Source organism: Enterococcus lactis (assembly GCF_015751045.1).
GTDB lineage: Bacteria > Bacillota > Bacilli > Lactobacillales > Enterococcaceae > Enterococcus_B > Enterococcus_B lactis.
The window spans coordinates 45,419-68,027 of sequence record NZ_BNJW01000008.1 but is presented as its reverse complement, the minus strand read 5'-3'; the positions used below and the strand labels follow the sequence as shown (position 1 = coordinate 68,027).

Here is a 22,609-nt window from a genome sequence, read left to right as displayed (position 1 = left end):
TTATTCAACTCCAGATCATTTCTAGATACCTCTTCATTTTTCTTTATATCCGCTTAAATTATATTTTTCTCATTTTTTTAGTTTTATTCCCATTTTATTGTCTCAAATTTGATCGATAAATACAATTTATTTGAGAAAACACTTCCATTTTTTATGAGTTAATGTTTTTTATTAAGTTGGTTGCTACCTTTTATTATGGATTTAATGGCTGTTTACGGTATTTTTTTGTTATTATATTTTTTAACAACCTCTTTCTAATCTATTTGCAATCTTATTTTAATTAAGTTAAATTTTGGTTGTCGGATAAAAGATGAGAACGACTATATCGGAGCTTTTTGAAAAAATCTCACTAATATTCAAGAAGGGGAAGAGAGGAAATGAAAAAAACGAAAACTGTCTCACATTATGGCAGTGTAGTTTTTATGGTTGCTGTCCTATTTTTATCGCAACTTACGGGACTGTCGCAAATCGCTTTTGCCAAGACTGAGTCTGAAAAAGTAGTAGCTGATGAACATGCGAATATTGTGATCGATTACGAAATGGATGAGGAACTGAAGCAGATACAATGGAGTATGACATATGAGAAGCATGCAAAAGATGAAGCTGAATATCAAATGCAATTTAAGCTGGAAATAGTTGAACACGAAGGATTATTACTGAGAGAAAGCATTCAGGAAATCGAACGAACCTTTGGAAAAGTAGGACCAGTTGATGAGGAATGGTACTACGCAGGTGATTTTTCTTCAGAGAATGAGAGAATTGCAATCGTTTTTAAAACCCTCATAGTAGAAGAATACAATCAATACCATCTAAAAATTACGCCAAGACTAATGAAACAAACAGGAGATGAATTAGAAGAGATACTCATCGGTGACCAGACAGAGTACGTAGTCGCAGTCGATTTATCGGAAAATACTGCCGTACCTGAAATAAATGGGGAGCCTACTGAGATTTCTGATAAGCCAGAAGCATCAAGAGAAGAACCAGTGGAAGAAGCTCAAACAGAAGCGGAAGAAGTTGAAAACTATGCCGCTCCCAGTATATTAGATCCCAATTTGAATGGTGCTTTTGCAGATGCTATTCCTTTAAATCACTTGTTTGCAAGATCAAGTCATATTTTCACACTTGCACCTAATGTCGCAACATTAGATCAAGACTACCGATTAAGTTATATGACGCCTTCAAATTTGAGTTCATTGCTATATAACAGAGGGCATATGGTTTCAACAAGTTCTAATAGGATTGATTTTACGAACATGTCTACGGATATCGGATTTACAAGTTATCTCTATTTTGATGAAGATACAGAGGGAATCACGTTCTTTCTTCATGATGGGAATCCTACTAATTTGTTTTTCAGCAGACGGGGTATCTACAATATGTATGATCCTACAGCAGGGCATTCACCTAAGTCATTAGGAGCGTATTATCACCCAGACCTTTTGACAGGTATAGCTCCTATTGATAAGTATATAGCGAATGGAATGATTCTTGAATTCGATAATAAAATTTCTACTGGCCCTCTTCTAAATATCAATGCATTAGGAGATCGAGAATTCTCTGGTGCCCATATTGCAGCAGCGTCTTCAGGTAATCCGACTACTAAATCTTTTAAAAAAGACTTTGGCATAAACAGTGAATTTTCGACTAACAGCTGGTGGAAATTGGATATCAACATTACCCCAGCAGGGATGCTTACCTTTACAATGGAGGATCTGCGCCAAACAGGAGGATATGGCATAACAGAAGGCACCATCAATATCAATGACTATTTTACCAATCTTCCATCGAAGAAACTATACTGGGGATTCACTGCGACTGCTGAATTTTCTCTTCTTAGTCCTCGTGCAGATGCAGCAATCTTTTTAACCAATCCACGATTTGAGGTCCAAGGGGAATTGGTGCATGAAATTACAACGCAAGAGCAAGGCGTGACGGTGAATGTGAATGGCAAAAAAATCCCTATCAATACAGAATTGGAACACGCAGTTACATTTTACAACGAAGAAGGCGATGGTAGTATCTTCCTTAATCCTAGTGAAGATAATGGCATCACTATCTTGACTTCTGATGAAGAAGAAAGCAAATCCAATCCTTTTGAGTTTACTGAATTAATCTTATCAGAAGATGGCTATCAACCATATTTTACGTATCAAGAACTAGATAGTAACGGTGAAAATGCTACAAGAATAGATGTAAATGCTTTTTATGATTCATCCACCCAGCGCTTTTATCCAGAGGAAGCTATCGAGATTCCTATAGGAACAGAAGTGACGTTGCATTACAAAACAAAAGTAAAATCAGAGTTTCAAGGGCTTGAATATCATAACGTCTATGAGCGGGTAGAGTTTATTGGGAGAACAGGCACTACAACCGGTGAGTATTATCATGCTCAAGTCGAACATGCAGTTGAATACGAGATTCAGCGTGAACCTAACCACCCACCAGAAATTGACAACTTACGAACGACAAATGCAGTGTTTGGCGAAAAAGATACATTTATTGATTTTCAAGATCCGTTCCACTTTACATTTGATTATCTTGATCCAGACTTAGATCGTTTGTATTACAGTGTATGGATCAATGATGAGTTATTGATTGAAAATCAGATAATCACAGATGCAGAAGAAGAATTCAAAATGCATCAATCAAGAGGGTTCAAAATCGATCTAAAAGATTCAGATGGTGTTTTCAAACTAGGAGAAAATACAATCAAGCTCACCCTTACTGATAATCGGCCTATCAATGATGATATCACTTATCTAGAGCTAAATGGAACCTTCACTGTTGAAGGATTTATCGGATTTGAATTCGTGACAGAAGAATACAGCTGGAAGTATGCTCGATCACAATTGCCAATGAACAGAAAAGCACAAGCTCGTGAAGAAGGGATGCGTGTTGTTACTAGAAACACGTTGAATACATCGGATTCATATAGAGTGACCGTATCCGCTGAAGAACTAAATCATCTGGATATGCAACATGCGATTAGTGAAGAGTATCTTGTGTTCAAAAATGAATGGGGTGAAATCGCACTTTCTGCTTTAACGCTTGAGATTGACAAAAAGTATGAATTTTCGGAGGAAGAAGGGCTATTGCTGCGGCTAAACAATCAAGATGAGTTAGGTGTATATTCTGGAACGATCACGTGGAAAATTGAAGATGTGTTATAGCAAGAAGCTAGCTTTGAAAGGGGGGATCGTATGGCTGGCTAGATACTAGAAAAAAAGTGGAAAGGAGAAAACAATGAAATCAAAAATCCGATACTGGATAATTTCTGTTCTTCTTCTACTCCTGTTCTCGTTATCGATGCCAGTGGTGAATGCTGCTACCCAAGCTGGTGAAACGCATGCAGTCATAGAAATCAATGAACGGGAGATAGGAAAGCAGACTGAAATGGGAGAAGAAAAACAGAAAAGCAGTTTTCCAGAGGCAAGTGAAGCAAAGGCAGGATTAATTTCATTTGCTGGGACGCTGTTGATTATCGGTGTTATTTTAGTCTATCGTCATCAAATACGTGGAGGCGAAAAACATGAAAAATAGATTTTCGCTAGCGTTATGGAGTGCATTATTCATAGGAATGTTTAGCTGTTCTTCTGCTGTTCACGGACAGACCGAGGGCACGACTTCTCTGAAAATCATTCCTTTGAATGAAGAATTTCCACGGATGCTATACATTGATGATTTACTGTTCGTATCGCGCTATACAGATGAACACAATCAAATCCATCGAGAGAGCAACGATTTATCGATTACCTTTCTTGATTCTCGAAAAGAGAGCACAGAATGGCAACTACAACTGAAAACAGAAGACTTCCGTTGTAAAAAAGATGGCCATCTTTTGACTGCCGATTATCAATTAGGCAGAGGCATGTTCAGCGGAAAGAACGAAGAAGCTGTCGAAGGATTGGAAGCTTTCGAATATGATCACCAAGATGCAGGAAAAGAGTATCGTACGATCATCCAGTCAACAGGAAACAAAGAACGTGGAATCGTTACATATACGATTCCTGGCGAGCAGTCAACACTCTCTTTTCCTGAGGGGACATCTAGTGGTCATTACTACTCGAAACATTATTGGCGATTTGTGAATGCAGAATTTTGATGAGAAAAAAGGAGGACAAAAAATGAAAAAATTAGTAGGGGTTTTAAGTACAAGTGCGATGTTATTTACATGTTTTGCACCAACAGTCATGGCAGCAGAATTTGGTGAACCGATAGATGGAACGACTAGAGTGGAGATCACTGACTTTTTAGTAGTGGATGATCTTCCAACTTACCCAGGAATTTTTACACTAGATTCTGTTCCTGATATCGATTTTGGTGAACATACGGTTGCGCAAATCAGCGCAAATACAACTGTCAATGGTACTTTTGATGGCGCATTGCAAGCTTCCGATTTTCGTCCGCTAGAAGCCAGCAAAACAGAAGCTTTAGAATTGATCAGCGAATACACTGGTGTTGAAGATACAACAGAGCTGACAGCAGCTTGGGAGAATGCTGTAGTTGCGAGAGATTGGGTATTGACAGTCAGTGCAACAAACTTAACAGATGATATTGCTTCTGCTCTTACGATCAATGGAGAAAATGTATTAGAATCTGCAACAACTCTTCCGATATCTTATGTTTCCGGTACATTTGATCATATAAGTGAGCTCACATCAGAAGCGCCAACACTAACAGTCAAAGCGAATACATCGGTTGGAGAGTATACTGGGACAGTTACTTACACAGCAGTTGATTCGATCTAACAGCAGTATTTCAAGTAAAATAATTTGTTTTACTTGTAAACAACCGCAAAGGGATGGAGCGGATAAGCTAACTCCATCCTTTTTACATAAAATGGAGGGATGAAAAGTGAGACGACATTTAGTATTGGTTTTGATAACTTTGTTAATACAGCTAGTTTTTCCTGGAATCGTCGTTTTTGCTGATGAAAATCATGGAGCAGACTATAGCGTCCATCCTATTTTACCGGACAATCAGCGAGAAGGACGTTCATTCTTTGATTTACGAGTAGAACCTGGAACAAAACAGACACTACAGATCCAGATCAATAATTTTTCTGATCAGGAGCAAACGTACTTTATCAATGTCAATACAGCTCAGACAAACGGAAACATAGTGATTGACTACGGACAAAATGAATTACCAGAGGAATCAATCGTTCAGCAACCCATCTGCGCATTGGTCGATTATCCAAAAGAAGCAGTGATCCCAGGGAATAAAGCAGGAGTCGTTACTTTAGAAGTGCAAGCACCTGATACTTCCTTTGATGGAATCTTATTAGGCGGGATCCAAGTGAAAAAAGATTTTTCAGCCGAAAAAGAAGAAAGTAATCAGCCTTTTTTTAGCGAATACGCTTATGTGGTTGGGTTGATGATGAGCGCAAATGACAAGGAAGTTGTGCCGGATCTGAAGTTGAATGAGGTACGTTCCGAAGTGATCACCAATAATGCTGGTGTGGTTGCTGTGCTAGAAAATCCTCAACCAATCAATATCAAGGGAGTGAATGTTGAAGCAACTGTTCACTCAAAAGGACAGGAAGAACCGATAATGACACGAAAAATCGAAAATGGTGGTATTGCTCCTGAATCAGTTTTTGCTATGCCTATTTATCATGGGGAAGCTGGAAATACGAAACCTTTAGAATCGGGGGATTATCAACTTTTAGTCGAAGCGCAAGATGAGACAGGGCAAAAGTGGTTGCTGACAAAAGACTTTACGATTACGAAAGAACAAGCAAGATCAGTCAATCATGAGGTTTTTACTGTAGAAAATAATACAAATTCTTTGTTGTATATCATTATTGGAGCCCTAGCAGCGGTTCTTTTAGTCGGTGGTTTCTATGTATATCGCAGAGGAAAGAAATTCCGCAGAAGGTGATTCATATCGAATATTAAGTGAAATCTGTTTTATAAGAAGTAGTAAAAATAAGAGTAGGGGCTGTGACAAAAGTCTTGTTGCAGCCCTTTTTTCAGAAAATAATGAAGATTTCTTTTCCTATTAATTTTTTTTGTTATAATGGGTAGGAAATGAAAACTTGCCAAGAGGAGTAATACAAGATGAATAATACTTACCCAGACGACAGTTTGACGCTGCATACGGATCTATATCAAATCAATATGATGCAGACATACTGGGAATTAGGTCGAGCTGATTTACATGCTGTTTTTGAATGTTATTTTCGAGAAATGCCTTTTAACCACGGGTACGCGGTTTTTGCAGGATTGGAACGGTTAGTCAATTATTTAGAGAATCTGACGTTTAGTGATTCTGATATTGCTTACTTACGTGGCTTAGAAGTCTATCCTGAAGGGTTTTTGGAGTATTTACAAAATTTTGAATTTAAAGCAACGGTTCGTTCTGCTCGTGAAGGTGAATTAGTTTTTGCAAATGAACCATTGATCCAAGTGGAAGGTCCTTTGGCACATTGTCAATTAGTAGAAACAGCACTGTTGAATATGGTCAATTTCCAAACGTTGATCGCGACAAAAGCAGCTCGAATCAAATCTGTGATCGGAGAAGATCCGCTCTTGGAATTTGGGACTAGACGAGCACAAGAATTGGATGCGGCAGTCTGGGGAACTAGAGCGGCATATATCGGCGGAGCAGATGCTACAAGCAATGTACGTGCTGGAAAGATATTTGGGATACCAGCTAGCGGGACTCATGCGCATTCGTTAGTCCAATCTTATGGAAATGATTATGAAGCATTTATGGCGTACGCTAAAACCCATAAAGACTGTGTGTTCTTAGTCGATACTTATGATACGTTGAAATCAGGTGTGCCAAGTGCAATCCGCGTAGCAAAAGAATTAGGTGATAAAATCAACTTCCAAGGCGTACGTATCGACAGTGGAGATATGGCCTATATATCTAAGCGTGTTCGGGAACAATTAGATGCAGCTGGATTTACGGAAGCAAAAATCTATGCTTCAAATGACTTAGATGAAGCAACGATTTTGAATTTAAAGATGCAAAAAGCTAAAATTGATGTATGGGGTGTCGGAACAAAACTGATCACCGCTTATGATCAGCCAGCCCTTGGTGCAGTATTCAAACTAGTATCAATTGAAGATAGCGAAGGAAATATGGTGGATACGATCAAGTTATCAAGCAATGCGGAAAAAGTGACAACTCCAGGAAAAAAACAAGTATGGCGTATTACTCGAAACTCTGATGGGAAATCTGAAGGAGACTATGTCACATTATGGGATGAAGATCCTCGAGAAGAAGAAGCTATCTTTATGTTTCATCCAGTGCATACGTTTATCAATAAAACTGTTCGGGATTTTACCGCTCGCCCCGTTTTACAAGATATCTTTATCGAAGGAAAAAGAGTATACGAACTACCCGTGCTAAACGAAATCAAAGAATATACAAAAGAAAATCTAGATTCACTGTGGGAAGAGTACAAACGAGACTTGAATCCGCAAAAATATCCGGTCGATCTATCTACTGAATGCTGGAACCATAAAATGGCTACGATGGAACGAATGAAAAAAAGCGTAGCAGAACTTCATACAGAAGCATAGGAGGAGAATAAATGAGCCTGCAAACAGAAATCATCCATGAATTAGGTGTCAAACCAACAATTGATCCAACAGAAGAAATTCGTAAAAGTATTGATTTTATGAAAACTTATTTGAAAAAATATCCGTTTCTTAAAACCTTCGTATTAGGTATTAGCGGTGGTCAAGATTCTACTTTAGCCGGTCGTTTGGCGCAACTAACGATGGAAGAAATGCGTGAAGAAACGAAAGATGAAAGCTATCAATTTATCGCTGTTCGTCTTCCTTATGGTGAACAAGCAGATGAAGAAGATGCAAAAGCTGCCCTTGACTTTATCCAGCCTGATGTCAGTCTGCGAGTAAATATCAAACCTGCTGTTGATGCACAAGTACAAGTATTAAGTGAAGCAGGTGTGGAAATCAGCGATTTTAACAAAGGAAATATCAAAGCACGACAACGAATGATTACACAATATGCCGTAGCCGGAGAAAGAGCAGGAGCTGTATTAGGGACAGATCATGCTGCAGAAAACATCACTGGTTTTTTCACGAAATTTGGTGATGGAGGAGCCGATATCTTACCATTGTTCCGTTTGAACAAACGGCAAGGGAAACAATTGCTTCAAGCATTGAATGCACCGGAAAAGCTATACACAAAAATTCCGACTGCAGATCTTGAAGATGGAAAACCAATGATTGCGGATGAAGTCGCACTAGGTGTTACGTATAACGAAATCGATGATTATCTAGAAGGAAAAGAAGTTCCCGCTCAAGCACAAGAAAAAATCGAAGCGTGGTGGAATAAGACGCAGCATAAACGTCATTTACCAATTTCTGTTTTGGATGATTTTTGGAAATAACAATAAAATAAAAAAACAGCCAATCCCTTCATAGGGATTGGCTGTTTTTTCTTTATAAAATAGAAAAGAAAACTATCAGCTGTAGTAAACTTTTAATTTGATATCCTGGTCGTAATTACCGAATCCTTTACCAAATAAAGTACAGCCACCTACATGTTCGGCATCTTCTTTTACTTCGATTCGCAAATGCCAAGTGTCTTGATCTTTAGGAATGTCGTTGATCGTGATGTCTGACAAAGGTTCCCCATTCATATTTGTCAAATGTTTGGTGATTCGGATCGTCTTCAGCAAGCCGTATTGATTAAGATTATCTGGATACCAATCAGGCGTATATTTCCCACGGATATCAGCAAAATCTCCAGGACTCGTCCATGTTCCTAGCTCTACGCCATTTAGGCTGAAAGTGATATCGGAAGGCCAATTGTCATTTGAAAAAGGAAATTCAGAAGAAATTTCCACAGAAACTTCCAACATTTCTAATGTATCCTCTGCATTCAAAAAATTAGGTGACTGATACTCGACAAACCCGCTGGTGAACCAGAGGATACGAGCATCCATCCTTCGAGGATCCACAAAATAGCGTGGTTCATCCACTTTTCCGATAAAGTCATGGATCGTCGCTAAACCACATGTCGGTTCAATTGCATAATTCGTATAGTGACCAATAGGTATCGATGTTTCTTTCGTGTCAAAAGCATTGAATATTTTTTCTGGGAAACTGATATCTATTTTATCGACACGAAGGCTCGAAATTTTTTGTTGTCCTATTTTCTCTGTTTTGATGATGTTCGCTTCTTCTAACTTTTTCACGTGCATCGTCGTGATCGCGCTGCTTACTCCAAGTTCTTTTGCCAAATCTTTGACATTCATCTTCTTTTTGGAAAGCAGCTGAATGATCCTGATTCTTGTCTTGCTAGCTAATGCTTCATATACCGGTAAGGATTCCTCGTTTATTTGTAGTTGCATATATATCACCGCTTAAAAGGTTTTTCTTCTATATTAACATATTTATTAATGAAAGCTATATTGAATTATTTGATTTAATCGTAATTAATATTTACATTAATTATAATGGATAAAAATAAATAGATTTAACATTTTTATTATTGATAACGATTTCAACAGGGTGTATTATTCATGTATAAATTAAAGGAGGTCAGTTATGGAAGCCACAATGTTGATTAGTAGTGTCAAGCGTGTAGGCAAAGTTGATCCGCGGTTGTATAGTTCATTTATTGAACATATGGGACGAGCAGTATATGAAGGGATTTATCAGCCAGATCATCCATCAGCTAATGAAAGTGGATTTCGCCAAGACGTCATTCACTTAGTAAAAGAATTGAACATTCCCATGATTAGATATCCTGGTGGAAATTTTGTGTCAGGATTTCGTTGGGAAGACAGTATTGGTCCCATAGCAAGTAGACCCAAAAGGTTGGATTTAGCTTGGCGGACAATTGAAACGAATGAAGTTGGGATTCATGAATTTTATAACTGGTGTCAGCATGTAGGGGCCGAAATCAATATGGCTGTCAATCTGGGTACTCGTGGGGTAGATGCAGCTCGCAATTTAGTCGAATATTGTAATTTTCCTAAAGGAACTTATTGGAGTGATTTAAGGTGTTCGAATGGTCAAGAGAGCCCTTTTGGAATTAAGACATGGTGTTTAGGGAATGAAATGGACGGTCCTTGGCAGATTGGTCATAAAACAGCAGAAGAATATGGACGGTTAGCAGCGGAAACGGCTAAGGCGATGAAACTCGTAGATGATTCAATTGAGGTGGTTTTATGCGGAAGTTCTAATCGGCAAATGCCTACATTTGGTGATTGGGAGTTAACAGTCCTTGATCAAGCATATGATCAAATAGATTATTTGTCTCTTCATCAATATTATGGCAACCAAAAAAATGATCTTTCTCATTATCTTGCACGTTCCTTGGACATGGATCGGTTCATTTCTGAAGTGACAGCGATGTGCGATACAATCAAGGCGAAGAAACATAGTAAGAAGCAGATCAACCTGTCCTTTGATGAATGGAATATTTGGTATCATTCAGCGGAACAAGATGAGCAAGCAGCGCCTTGGCAGATTGCTCCTCCTTTACTAGAAGATAACTATAATTTTGAAGATGCATTACTATTAGGCTGTCTATTAATCACTTTATTGAAACATGCAGACAGAGTAAAGATAGCTTGTCTTGCTCAATTGGTAAATGTTATTGCACCAATCAGGACAGAAACAAACGGAGAAGCTTGGAGACAGACGATTTATTATCCATTTATGCAAGCTGCTATGTATGGACAAGGAGAGGTGTTAAGCCCACAAATTCATTCAGCAAACTATGCGACGGAAGATTTTGAAGAAGTGCCGTATTTAGAAAGTGTAGCAGTAATAAATGACAAAGAACTTGTCATATTTGCAGTTAACCGTGGAGAAGAAGAAATGAATCTAACTGTTCGCTTGTCTGAATTATCAGTAGCAGGAGTGATTGATTTTTCTGAAATGAGTGGGTTTGATACGAAAGCAACCAATCTTCCTAAAAGTGAACAAGTAAAACCAAGCCATTCAACGAATGTAAAAGCTGAAGATGGGAAAATCAATTGTTTGTTGAAACCGCTATCTTGGAATGTAGTCAGATGTCATTTATCAGATGAAGGAGGAACAAAGAATGAAAGGTAAAAAATGGTTAATTGGCTCTTTATTGGTAGTTGCAACAGGTATTTTAGGTGCTTGCGGTGGCGGAAGTTCAACATAATCTGATTCTGATAAAGAAGTGACTTTGACTTTTTGGAATGGGTTTACTGCATCTGATGGGGAAATATTGCAAGAAATCGTTAATGAATTTAATAAAACAAATGATAAAAACATCAAAATTGAAATGGATATCATGACTTGGGCCAATTTGAATGAAAAACTTCCTACAGCGATTTCTTCTAAAAAGGCACCTGACTTTATTGCATTAAATTATCCAGATTTTGCACAGTATGTAGAAAACGGAGCGGTACAACCATTAGACGATTTCTGGGAATATGATGGAGTAGATAAATCTGATTTTAAAGAAACGGCTGTTGAATTAGGTCAAGTAGAAGGTAAACAGTATTTTGTCCCCATGCAGGTACAAGGAATGTATATGTATTGGAATAATGATTTGTTTAAACAAGCTGGTTTAGACACTGAACAACCACCTACTACTTGGGAAGAATTGACAGAAATGGCACCACAATTAACTGATAGTAGTAAAAATGTATCAGGTTTTGTCTTCAATAAGGATGGAACTGCACCATTATATAACTGGATGTTAGCAAATGGCGGTAAATTAGTGAACGATGATTATACTAAGTCTGAATTTGCCTCTCCTGAGAACCTTAAAACGTTAAAAGCAATCCAAAAAATGATTCATATAGACAAGACTGGCCCAGAATCGATTTCTGGCGCCGAAATGGACAATTTAATGAATGCTGGTCAACTAGCCATTGAAATCAATGGGCCATGGTTAAATAACGGATTGAAAGCAAACGAGATTGATTATAATGTGACTACCTTACCACAAGGGAGTGACTTGGACAAAAAAACAGCTATTTTAGATGGCGTAGGATATGCCATTCCGGCAAGTACAGATAATAATAAAAAAGAAGCTATCTATGAGTTTTTGAAATATTGGAATACAACTGAAATTGGTAAAAAATGGAGTATCGAAAATGGGTTTCCTGCCTACTTGGATTCAGTAGCAAAAGATGAAGAAGTCAAAAATGATCCTATTGTTTCTGAATTATCGAAACAAATGGACTATGCAGAGCCATATTTACCAGGTTTTACCCAAATCTCTGCGATTAATAACGATATCATCAACCCATTGATTGAAAAATTATTAGCGGGAGAAGACCCTGAGACACTCATGAACGATGCAGATGATGCCATCAATCAATTATTGCAAAAATAGTACAGACCTTTATATAGGATAGACTGTTAACAAGATACAGATATCTGAATGATCGATGTAGTGTTTACAGATAGGTGTTATTGCAGAAATCACAGCGATCGTTCGGATATCTTATTCAGATTCGATTAAACCAAGCTCGTATATTTTATCAAAATGAAAGATGAGGTGGACTATATGAACGGATTTACCAAATATTGGAATCGCCCTGAACGTGCTGCGTATTTGTTTTTGACTCCATCTTTTTTAGTTTTATTATTATTTACTGTCATACCGCTTTTAGGAACATTTGCTATTAGTTTTACAGATTTGAATATTTTCTTTACATCAAGAAATTTTGTAAGTTTTGAAAATTTCACACGTATATTTAGTGATGAACGAGCAGTTAATTCGTTGATTCATTCTTTATATTTTACCGTACTTGAAACGCCAACACAAATTATCGTTGGTTTATTAGCAGCAGTAGCATTATCTAAAAATACCAGATTCAATCGGTTTTGTCGTTCAACGTTTTACATTCCAGTTATTTGTTCATTGACGTCAATTGCGATTATTTTTTCTATGTTACTTGATCCGAATGTAGGGGCGATTCCTTACTTGTTTTCACAAGTCGGCTTGCCGATTCCTCAATTTTTTCGCGATCCAACTCTTGCCATGCCAACTGTAGCCATCATGACTGTTTGGAAGAATTTTGGTGTTACTATGACGATTCTCTTGACTGCTATTCAGGGAATCTCTCCCTCTTTGTATGAATCTGCTCAAATGGATGGTGCAACAAATCGGCAGCAGTTTTTTAACATCACACTACCTCAGATCGTTCCCTCCTTAGGTTTTTGTGTTTTAACGAATCTGATTGGTTCGATGCAAGTGTTTGACCAAGTATATGTTGCAACCGCTGGTGGCCCACAATTTAAGACAGAAACAGCTGTTCAATATATTTACAGTCGAGGATTTACAGCACCTTATGAATTGGGTTATGCATCAGCATTGTCTTCGGTTTTGTTTATCATTGTTGCAACTATAGCTATCTCCACTAATGTGTACATGTCACGGAAAGAAAAACAAATGAAATAGGAGGGAAACCTGTATGGCACCAGAAAGCTCGATTACAGTTACTGTGAATAAGAGGAAAGCAGTTAGTGGTAAAAAAATCATTCGAACGATTAGTATGCTAATTATATTGTTTGTTATTGCTTTTCCTTTTTTGTGGCTGATTATTTCTTCTTTTAAACACGAAAAAGACATTATCTCATTTCCGCCTAGAATATTTGCAGACAGCTATACCCTAGATAACTATATTAAGGTTTGGACAACGATCCCTTTATTAGATTACATCAAAAATACAGTAATTTTTGCTGGAGGGACAGTGATTACTTCTGTATTCTTTGATTCTCTTGCGGGGTACGCATTTGCTCGTATGCGTTTCAAAGGGAAATCAGTTTTGTTCTATTTCGTTTTACTGACAATGATGATCCCATTCCAAGTCTTCATGATTCCTCTATTTATTGAAGTCAATTTGCTTGGCATGCTTGATACTTATGCAGGTTTAATCATTCCTCGTATGACAACTGCATTTGGTATCTTCATGATGCGCTCCTTTTTTATCACTTTACCAGATTCTTTGGAAGAGGCAGCACGCATTGATGGACTAAGTGAGTTTAATATTTTTTTGAAAATCATGTTGCCATTGAGCAAACCTACTCTTTTATCATTAGGGATTTTCACGCTGATGAATAGTTGGAATGACCTGCTTTATCCATTGATATTGACAAGTAGTTCAAAAATGAGAACTTTACCAGCAGGGCTAGCTTTATTTACGGGGCAGAACATTTCTTTCTATGGACCTGTAATGGCTGGAACTGTTATTTCAATGTTGCCATTACTAGTGGTTTATATTTTTGCACAGAAATATTTTGTTCAAGGAACAGCTATGTCTGGAATGAAAGAGTGAGGAAGATGAAAATAGTTGAGACAAAATTTTATGGACAGTTGATTGTGGTTTCTGATCACATCTTATTAGGAATTCTCTGGGTAATCGTGTGTTTGCCGGTTATTACTATCGTGCCTGCTACATGTGCTGTTTTTTATGTAATGGCGCAATGGAAAGGTAAGGGATCAGGACACATCATTTATTTTTTCTTTCAAGGAATAAAGCAACATTTTGGTAAGAACTTGTTCCTTAGTATGTTAACGACCGTTATTTATTTTCTTGTTAATCAATTATTAGAAGAACAGACAATCGGACTTTCAATTAGTGGATATGTAGTTGCACTTATTTATTCCATGTTTCTTTTATCCTGGGTATATGTGATTTCTGAAAATAAAGATACTTCGTTTCTACAAATTTTTGAACAAAGTACATGGAAAGTATTTTTTGATTTTTTGAGAAATATTCTTTGTTGCGCTTTGTTATTAGGTTTTGTACTACTCATATTTCTTTTTCCTCCGTTTATTTTTATCTTTGCTGGTGGCGTATGGAAACTTGTATCTATTATCTTGACTATAGGAAATGAAAGGTAGGGAAAGCTGTTGGACGAAGAAATAAAAGTAAAAATCAGAGAGGATTTTACAGTAGGAGAGATCAGTTCTCGGCTGTTTGGCTCATTTGTTGAACATATGGGAAGTGTCGTCTATACAGGTATTTATGAACCGAGCCATGAAACAGCTGATGGTGACGGGTTTAGACAAGATGTCCTCTCTTATGTAAAGGAATTGGAATTAGGTGTCATTCGCTATCCTGGAGGGAACTTTACATCTGGTTATGATTGGTTGGATACTATAGGTAGGAAAGAACAGCGACCGAAAAAGATTGATTTAGCATGGCGAGGTATAGAACCAAATTCTTTTGGAATCCACGAATTTTTTAAATGGATCAGTCATGTACAAGCGGAACCGATATTCACAGTGAATTTAGGAACAAAAGGCATCGATGAAGCAAAAAATTTAGTAGAATATTGTAATTTTCCAAAAGGAACCTTCTGGAGTGATTTGAGAATAAAAAACGGGCAAAAAAAACCTTTTGGCGTTAAATTATGGTGTTTAGGGAATGAGCTAGATGGGCCATGGCAAGTGGGTGCTAAGAGTGCTTATGAATATGGTAGGTTAGCAAATGAAGCCTCGAAAGTCATGAAGTTAGTAGATGATTCAATTGAAACAATCTTAGTTGGAAGCTCTACGCCACGTTTACCATCGTACCCTAAATGGGATCGTATCGCATTAGAAGAAGCATATGAGAACGTAGATTATTTAGCTTTGCATAACTATATTGACAAGTATGATGAAGAAGACTTGACTAAACCTCCTAAAAATGAGCGTGATGATACAGCGACATACCTGGCAAAAGCTTATCGATTCGATCGTCAAATTGAAGAAATCGTTGCTACTTGTGATTATGTAAAAGGATATTTGAGAAGTGAGAAAACAATGTATCTAGCGTTCGATGAATGGAACGTACATGCCCAACCGGAAAAAAGACACAGGGATTTTGAAATCGGTAGTCCCATTGATTGGTGTTACTTTACTATGGAGGATACATTATTATTTGGTTCATTAGGATTGGCTATTTTACGACATGCAGATCGCGTAAAGATTAGTTGTCAATCATTGTTAGTAAACACAATACCTTTAATACTGACAGATGCTAAAGGCCAAGCATGGAAGAATCCAACTTATTATGTGATGCAACACTTATCGAAATATGCTAAAGGTCAAGTATTGGAACAACAAATCATTTGCCCTGTTTATGATTGTGAAAAGATAAAAAAAGTTCCTTATGTAGACAGTGTGGTCGTAGATAACGGCAATCAACTGACTATTTTCTTGATCAATCGCACTAATGAACAACAAAATGTAATGATTGAACATGATTTTAATTTGCTAGATCAAGGAGAGCACTACACATTGACCAGTAGTGATCTATTGGACAAAAATACACGTGAAGAACCAGAAAAGATAAAACCTGAAATAAACTATTTTTCAATAGAAAAACATGACGAGTTAAATGTAGGGATAGAAAAATACTCTTGGAATGTAATTAGAATAAAGAAAATGTGAGGAAATTTGTTATGATGAAGACACTTTATAATAATCCTATCGTTCAGCAACGGGCAGATCCTTGGGTATATAAACATACAGATGGTTATTATTATTTTACAGGATCGGTTCCCGGCTACCAAGTGATTGAATTAAGAAGGGCAAAGTCACTGAATGAATTAGAACATGCTGAAAGCCTGATTGTATGGCAGGCTCATGAAGAAGGACCGATGAGTGAATTGATCTGGGCACCTGAAGTCCATTATATCAATGGAAAATGGTACATTTACTTTGCTGCAAGCAATCATAAAACCATACGTGATGAATCCCATCATCACCGCATGTTCGTACTTGAAAATCAGCATATGGATCCAATGAATACAGATTGGATAGAAAAGGGACAAATAAAAACGAAAAGGGAAACTTTCAGTTTAGATGGAACAACTTTCTCTTCTCAGGGAAAGTTATATTACGTGTGGGCTCAACAAGATCCTGAAATTGCTGGGAATTCTAATCTTTATCTATCCGAAATGGCTAATCCTTGGACGTTAAAGGGAGAGCAACTCCTCCTTTCTATACCTGAGTATGAATGGGAAAAACGGGGTTTTTCAGTAAATGAAGGTCCAGCAGTCCTTACTCGTAATGGGAAAATATTCATTACGTATTCTGGTAGTGCAACGGATGAAAACTATGCCATAGGTCTGCTGTGGGCTGATGAGCACAAGAATCTTTTATTAAATGAATCATGGCATAAATTATCGGAGCCAGTATTCGTTTCTTCTGAAAAAAATAAGCAATTGGGGCCTGGTCACAACTCGTTTACGATTTCAGAAGATGGATGCTTTGATATTTTGATTTATCATGCTCGACCAGAGAAGAACCAAAAAGGGGATCCATTAGACAATCCCAATCGGCACGCGAACGCGCAATGCTTTACGTGGAATGAGCAAGGATTTCCAGAATTTGGTGAACCTGTACCGTATGACTTATGAGAACAAGAAACCTTGATTTTTGCTTGAATAAACCTTGCAGACTCGTTATGATATATGTACGTACAAATAAAAAGGGGCAAGGTAAATGGCAAAATATCAAGATATTGCAGAAGAAATAAAACAAAAGATTCTTCATGAGGAATACGAAGTAAATACAACCATTCCCTCAGAATTCAAGCTGCAAGAAATATATGACGTCAGCAGACATACGATTCGGCAAGCAATCGCTGTGTTGGTAAATGAGGGCTATCTGCGTAAAGAAAAAGGATCGGGCACATATGTAGATGACAGCTATAAGACAGAAAAAGCACCATTGAACAGAACAAAAACGATCGGTGTCATCACCACATATCTCTCTGATTATATTTTTCCGTCGATTATCCGAGGAATCGAAAATGAATTACGAGAATCTGGGTATTCATTGCTTTTAGCCAGTACGAATAACGATCACGAATTGGAGAAAGAGTGTTTGAAGAAAATGATTGCTTATGGGGTAGATGGTTTGATCGTTGAGCCTACGAAAAGTAATCAGTATAATCCAAACTTAGCACTTTATGTTGCTTTGAGAGAACAAGGCATTCCGATGGTGATGATCAATGCTGCTTATGAAGAGTTAAATGCCTCTTATATTTGTTTAGATGATGTGAAAGTCGGTTTTATGGCAGCAGAATATTTGATAAAAAAAGGACATCAACGTCTGTTGTTCATTACAAAAATCGACGATCTTCAAGGAAAATACAGGATGAAAGGTTTTATCAGCGCGTGTGAACAGTATAATGTGCGATTTTTGACAGAAGATATCATTACTTTCACCACGGAAACACGAGAAACGATCGCTGAAAAAACAGTACAACGGTTGAAAGAAGAACAAGCTTTAGATGGCATCATTTGCTATAACGATCAAATAGCTAGTTTATTGCTAGATAAGCTGACAGAAAATGGTTATCAAATTCCAGATGACCTATCGATCGTAGGAACAGACGATTCTTCTTTAAGCCATTTAGGAAATAAAAAATTGACAACATTGACGCATCCAAAAGAAAAGTTGGGACAAGATGCCGCACGGTGGATCGTCACAACGATTGAAAAAGGACAGGCACAGCCGAATATTCTTTATGAGCCTGTACTAGTTGAACGGGAAACAGTAAAAGAAAACGAAAAATAAGAGACGGGTTTTTACCGCCTCTTATTTTTTATATCAATTTGAGACTGTGGCAAAAATCATCAAACATGAGAAACTGTGTTTTGAACTTGTTCCTTGTGACTCGGAACTAAGCGGCTCCTCTTGTTTCTTGAAGTTGCCTACTTCTGTCACAACCTCTTTAAGAATGATGGATAGAAATACGTTTAGGATAAGTTTTTTTAGATGCACTTTGTTCGATTTCCTCTAAAGATTTCCCACGAGTCTCTGGTACGATCTCTTGAATAAATAAAACCCCTAAAAAGCAGATGATCCCAAAAATACCGAAAACGATTTCTTGAGACATAGAAGCAGTCATCACAGGAAAAAGCAAGCCGACTAGGAAAGAACCAATCCAATTGAAAGAAGAGGCCAGGCCAGATGCTCGCCCGCGGACAGCTAGTGGGAATATTTCGCCTACGATTACCCATGTCAGTGGAGCCCATGTGCAAGAATAAAATGCGACATAAATACATAAAAACAAGAGAATCAACAACGAATTTGTATGAGCATCCAGTACAGTTCCTAAAACAGCTGGTAGGATGAAAGAAAGTCCCATCACGCTACCGCCTATTTTCAATAAAGTTCGCCGATTGAACTTGTCTGCAATAACCAAAAAGAGCAAAGAACCAGCAACTAAAATGATTCCTTGGATGATCGGCCACATCAATGCATCGCTCGCTGCATGCCCAGTCGCTTTTTCTACGATCAGTGGAATATAGTAAAAAATAGCATTAGCTCCTTGAAATTGCTGGAATACTGCTACACCAATACCGGCAATAACTAACGAACGATACTTTTCTAAAAATAAAGTATGCCAAGAAGTTACGGTTGTCTTTTCTTGTTTGACATTCAGCTGGATTTGTTCGAATTCCTGTTCAGCTTCGTTTGGTGTCCGAATATAGTTCAATACTCTTTTTGCCTCTTCCAAGCGACCAGATTGCACAAGAAAACGCGGTGACTCTGGTAGAGCTAAAACGCCGAAAAATAAAATCAGTGCAGGGACAGCAGCGAGTCCTAACATCACGCGCCAAGCCATCGTTTCAGGTAACCCTTTTAGCAAATAATCTGCAACATAGGAAAGGAGCATGCCAGAAGCAATCATCACTTGATTGATCCCTGACAATCTTCCCCTTAGTCTAGCAGGAGCCATTTCAGACATATAAGCAGGAACTAGGGCAGATGCAGCGCCAACAGCTAAACCTAGAAGAATCCTTGCTGCAATCAGAAAATAAGAACCATTGTGAGGGGCAGATGCAGAAAGGACAGAACCAGCCATAAAAATAAGTGCAGAAAGAAGAATCATTTTTCGTCGTCCAAGCTTATCAGAAAGAAGACCAGATAAAGAGCCACCAAGGATCGCACCTAACATGACCGAAGACGTGATCCATCCTATCAAAGAAGCCTTACCCGCCAAACCCCAATCATGTTGTAAAAAAGGTAAAGCGCCGGTCATAACACCAATATCATATCCAAATAGAATGCCACCAAATGCGCCAAAAAAATAAATAAACGATGAGGAAACTTTTTTTTCTTTTTTCATAAGTATTCTCTCCTTCTAGAATTTCGAGAAGGCGGTTGATCAGATTTTGTAAGCAATTTCATTCTATAACTTATGTACGTACAAAACAAGCGTTTTTTATTATATTCTTGAAAATAACCACTTGACATGTACGTACAAAAGTATACAATAATCATTGTAAGCGCTACTAAAAAAGACGGTTTGATCAGGTTTGACGAGAAGGAGGGAGTTAAATCATTATGAAGGAAGTAAATGCGCAAAGTATGTTAGATGTCATAGATGGTCGTACATCTTTAGGAATTGAGTTTGGATCAACTAGGATCAAAGCTGTATTGATTGATTCATCTTTTACTCCTATTGCCGCTGGTAGTTATGAGTGGGAAAACAAACTAGAAAATGGTATCTGGACCTATTCATTAGAAGATATTTGGAAAGGACTGCGCGTCAGTTACCGAAAAATGGCAGCAGAAGTATTCGAAATCTATGGCGAGAATCTTACAACGATCGGGTCGATTGGGTTCAGTGCAATGATGCACGGTTATCTAGCATTTGATAGCAAGGAACAGTTACTAGTACCATTTCGTACTTGGCGAAATACAATCACTGAAGAAGCAGAACGAATATTAACGGAAAAATTTCAATACAATATTCCGCAGAGATGGAGTATCGCTCATTTGTATCAAGCTATCTTGAATAAAGAAGAACATGTGAGAGAAATTGATTTTTTGACAACGCTTGCAGGGTATGTTCATTGGCAGCTTACTGGTGAGAAAGTACTAGGCGTAGGAGATGCATCAGGCATGTTTCCTATCGATCCTTCAACGAAAACCTACCATCAAGAAATGAAAAATATTTTTGGTCAATTAATCGAAAAAGAGCGTATAGCGATTGATTTGGATCACATTTTGCCTAAAGTTCTAGTAGCAGGAGAAGAAGCTGGCAAGTTGAGCGAATCAGGGGCTTATCTGATCGACCCTACGGGAAACCTGAAGCCAGGAATCCCGATTTGTCCGCCAGAAGGAGATGCAGGAACCGGTATGGTCGCTACGAACAGTGTAGCCAAACGGACAGGGAACATTTCGGCTGGTACTTCCGCCTTCGCTATGATCGTATTAGAAAAAGAACTAGAAAATGTCCATCCGGAAATCGACATGGTCACTACACCTTCAGGAGAACTAGTAGGTATGGTTCATACGAATAACTGCTCTTCGGATATCAATGCTTGGGTCAATATTTTTGAAGAATTTACCAATTCTTTGGGTATGGAGATAAGCAGAGATAAATTATTCACGGTATTATTCAACAAAGCGCTAGAAGGCGATACGGATTGCGGGGGATTACTTTCTTATGGTTATTTTTCCGGTGAAAACATTACAGGAGTAAATGAAGGAAGGCCATTATTTGTACGTACACCAGGTAGCCGTTTTGATTTAGCGAATTTCATGCGGATCCATTTAGCCAGTGCTTTTGGCGCAATGAGAATCGGAATGGATATATTGAAATCTGAGGATGTCCAAATTGATCGTTTAGTGGGGCATGGGGGGATTTTTAAAACACCAGAAGTTGGACAGCGGATTCTAGCATCTGCTATGGAGGCGCCAGTTACAGTGATGGACACAGCCGGAGAAGGTGGAGCGTGGGGGATCGCGTTATTAGCAGCCTATATGATGTATCGACACGGGAAATCTTTAGAAAACTTCTTGGCAGAAGACGTGTTTGGACAAGACCAAGGAATCACCATCACACCTTCAGCAGAAGAAATAGCAGGCTATCAGATATTTATGAGTCGTTACCGTGAGGGGATCGACATTGAAAAAACAGCGATTCATCAATTGCAAGAAAAAGGAGTGATAGAAAATGCTGGAACAACTGAAAGAAGAAGTGTATCAAGCAAATCTTGACTTGCCTAAACACGGACTTGTCAAATATACATGGGGAAATGTGAGCGCTTTTGATCCTGATACACGATATTTCGTTATCAAACCTAGCGGGCTCAGCTATGAAGAGATGATAGCAGACGACATGGTCGTTGTGGACTTGGACAATCATATCATTGAAGGTAAACTCAATCCCTCTTCGGATACGCCTACTCATGCTGTTTTATATCGTTCATTTCCTCAAATCGGAGGAATCGTCCATACTCACTCGACATGGGCGACGATCTGGGCACAAGCAGGATTGGATGTTCCTGCGATGGGGACGACGCATGCAGATACTTTTTATGGATCGGTACCTTGTGCTCGATTTTTGACACAACAGGAAATCGACAGCGGATACGAATATGAAACAGGAAAAGTTATCATAGAAACATTCAAAGAACGCAAAATTGATCCCTTAGCAATTCCAGGGGTACTTTTACACGGACACGGTCCATTTACTTGGGGGAAAGATGCGCAAAGTGCGGTAATGAACGCAGTCGTACTAGATGAAGTATGCAAGATGAATTTATTTACCAGACAGCTCAATTCATTTTCAGAAGAGCTGCCTCAACGGATTTTAGATAAACATTATTTACGAAAACACGGAAAAAATGCGTATTACGGACAAAACAAATAAAAGGAGTGGCTAATT

At 38.1% G+C, this 22,609-nt stretch carries 18 protein-coding genes and 1 pseudogene; 17 read left to right on the top strand and 2 right to left on the bottom strand.

The features are described from left to right. Positions 1 to 377: 377 nt before the first annotated feature. The 7 genes from KFO35_RS05910 (at position 378) to nadE (ending at position 8,374) form a co-directional block, all read left to right on the top strand. On the top strand, positions 378 to 3,173 hold the full coding sequence (locus tag KFO35_RS05910) for an L-type lectin family protein (RefSeq protein ID WP_156271960.1): 2,796 nt from the start codon (positions 378 to 380) through the stop codon (positions 3,171 to 3,173). 73 nt (positions 3,174 to 3,246) lie between these two features. Then, positions 3,247 to 3,543, top strand: coding sequence for a hypothetical protein (locus KFO35_RS05905; protein WP_002315707.1), 297 nt, complete (start codon positions 3,247 to 3,249; stop codon positions 3,541 to 3,543). Then, entirely contained in the window at positions 3,533 to 4,105 is a 573-nt protein-coding gene (locus KFO35_RS05900; RefSeq protein ID WP_025477312.1) for a hypothetical protein, read from the top strand. The genes KFO35_RS05905 and KFO35_RS05900 overlap by 11 nt, the downstream gene beginning before the upstream one ends. 22 nt (positions 4,106 to 4,127) lie before the next feature. Further along, complete coding sequence (locus KFO35_RS05895; RefSeq protein WP_025477313.1) at positions 4,128 to 4,751, top strand: WxL domain-containing protein; 624 nt, start codon at positions 4,128 to 4,130, stop codon at positions 4,749 to 4,751. A 106-nt stretch (positions 4,752 to 4,857) separates the two neighbouring features. After that, the gene (locus KFO35_RS05890; protein WP_070703949.1) at positions 4,858 to 5,886 is read left to right on the top strand and encodes a WxLIP family cell surface protein; all 1,029 of its coding nucleotides are present in this window, start codon (positions 4,858 to 4,860) and stop codon (positions 5,884 to 5,886) included. Positions 5,887 to 6,065: 179 nt separating this feature from the next. After that, on the top strand, positions 6,066 to 7,538 hold the full coding sequence (locus KFO35_RS05885) for a nicotinate phosphoribosyltransferase (RefSeq protein ID WP_002291453.1): 1,473 nt from the start codon (positions 6,066 to 6,068) through the stop codon (positions 7,536 to 7,538). An 11-nt stretch (positions 7,539 to 7,549) separates the two neighbouring features. Then, positions 7,550 to 8,374: an NAD(+) synthase gene (nadE, locus tag KFO35_RS05880; RefSeq protein ID WP_002315712.1), complete on the top strand. Its 825-nt coding sequence runs from the start codon at positions 7,550 to 7,552 to the stop codon at positions 8,372 to 8,374. A 75-nt stretch (positions 8,375 to 8,449) separates the two neighbouring features. On the opposite strand, the gene KFO35_RS05875 is transcribed toward nadE, so the two are convergent. Beyond that, a complete protein-coding gene (locus tag KFO35_RS05875; RefSeq protein ID WP_002310057.1) occupies positions 8,450 to 9,340 on the bottom strand; it encodes an ArsR/SmtB family transcription factor in 891 nt (296 codons plus the stop codon). 196 nt (positions 9,341 to 9,536) lie between these two features. Here KFO35_RS05875 and arfA point away from each other — a divergent pair, with 196 nt between their 5' ends. From arfA to KFO35_RS05835, 8 genes and pseudogenes are all read left to right on the top strand, one after another. After that, positions 9,537 to 11,054, top strand: a complete 1,518-nt coding sequence (gene arfA, locus KFO35_RS05870) for an arabinosylfuranosidase ArfA (protein ID WP_070703951.1) — start codon at positions 9,537 to 9,539, stop codon at positions 11,052 to 11,054. Then, positions 11,026 to 12,315 (top strand): annotated as a pseudogene (locus KFO35_RS05865) (ABC transporter substrate-binding protein). The gene arfA and the pseudogene KFO35_RS05865 overlap by 29 nt, the downstream one beginning before the upstream one ends. Before the next feature lie 174 nt (positions 12,316 to 12,489). Beyond that, a complete protein-coding gene (locus tag KFO35_RS05860) occupies positions 12,490 to 13,386 on the top strand; it encodes a carbohydrate ABC transporter permease (RefSeq protein WP_002335207.1) in 897 nt (298 codons plus the stop codon). Positions 13,387 to 13,399: 13 nt separating this feature from the next. Next, positions 13,400 to 14,263: a carbohydrate ABC transporter permease gene (locus KFO35_RS05855; RefSeq protein WP_002310062.1), complete on the top strand. Its 864-nt coding sequence runs from the start codon at positions 13,400 to 13,402 to the stop codon at positions 14,261 to 14,263. A 5-nt stretch (positions 14,264 to 14,268) separates the two neighbouring features. Then, the gene (locus KFO35_RS05850; RefSeq protein ID WP_025477314.1) at positions 14,269 to 14,832 is read left to right on the top strand and encodes a DUF624 domain-containing protein; all 564 of its coding nucleotides are present in this window, start codon (positions 14,269 to 14,271) and stop codon (positions 14,830 to 14,832) included. Positions 14,833 to 14,853: 21 nt separating this feature from the next. Continuing rightward, positions 14,854 to 16,365 carry an alpha-N-arabinofuranosidase gene (locus tag KFO35_RS05845; RefSeq protein ID WP_181728962.1) on the top strand — a complete coding sequence of 504 codons (1,512 nt, stop codon included), beginning with the start codon at positions 14,854 to 14,856 and terminating at the stop codon, positions 16,363 to 16,365. Positions 16,366 to 16,376: 11 nt separating this feature from the next. After that, on the top strand, positions 16,377 to 17,336 hold the full coding sequence (locus tag KFO35_RS05840) for a glycoside hydrolase family 43 protein (protein WP_025477315.1): 960 nt from the start codon (positions 16,377 to 16,379) through the stop codon (positions 17,334 to 17,336). Positions 17,337 to 17,421: 85 nt separating this feature from the next. Beyond that, the gene (locus tag KFO35_RS05835; protein ID WP_002315719.1) at positions 17,422 to 18,501 is read left to right on the top strand and encodes a GntR family transcriptional regulator; all 1,080 of its coding nucleotides are present in this window, start codon (positions 17,422 to 17,424) and stop codon (positions 18,499 to 18,501) included. 157 nt (positions 18,502 to 18,658) lie between these two features. Here the strand turns inward: KFO35_RS05835 and KFO35_RS05830 are convergent, their stop codons facing one another. Beyond that, positions 18,659 to 20,059, bottom strand: coding sequence for a sugar porter family MFS transporter (locus KFO35_RS05830; protein WP_002291459.1), 1,401 nt, complete (start codon positions 20,057 to 20,059; stop codon positions 18,659 to 18,661). A gap of 218 nt (positions 20,060 to 20,277) precedes the next feature. On the opposite strand from KFO35_RS05830, the gene KFO35_RS05825 reads away from it, so the two are divergent. After that, a complete protein-coding gene (locus KFO35_RS05825) occupies positions 20,278 to 21,939 on the top strand; it encodes a xylulokinase (RefSeq protein WP_002315720.1) in 1,662 nt (553 codons plus the stop codon). Then, positions 21,896 to 22,594, top strand: coding sequence for an L-ribulose-5-phosphate 4-epimerase (locus KFO35_RS05820; protein WP_156271964.1), 699 nt, complete (start codon positions 21,896 to 21,898; stop codon positions 22,592 to 22,594). The genes KFO35_RS05825 and KFO35_RS05820 overlap by 44 nt, the downstream gene beginning before the upstream one ends. Positions 22,595 to 22,609: the final 15 nt, after the last annotated feature.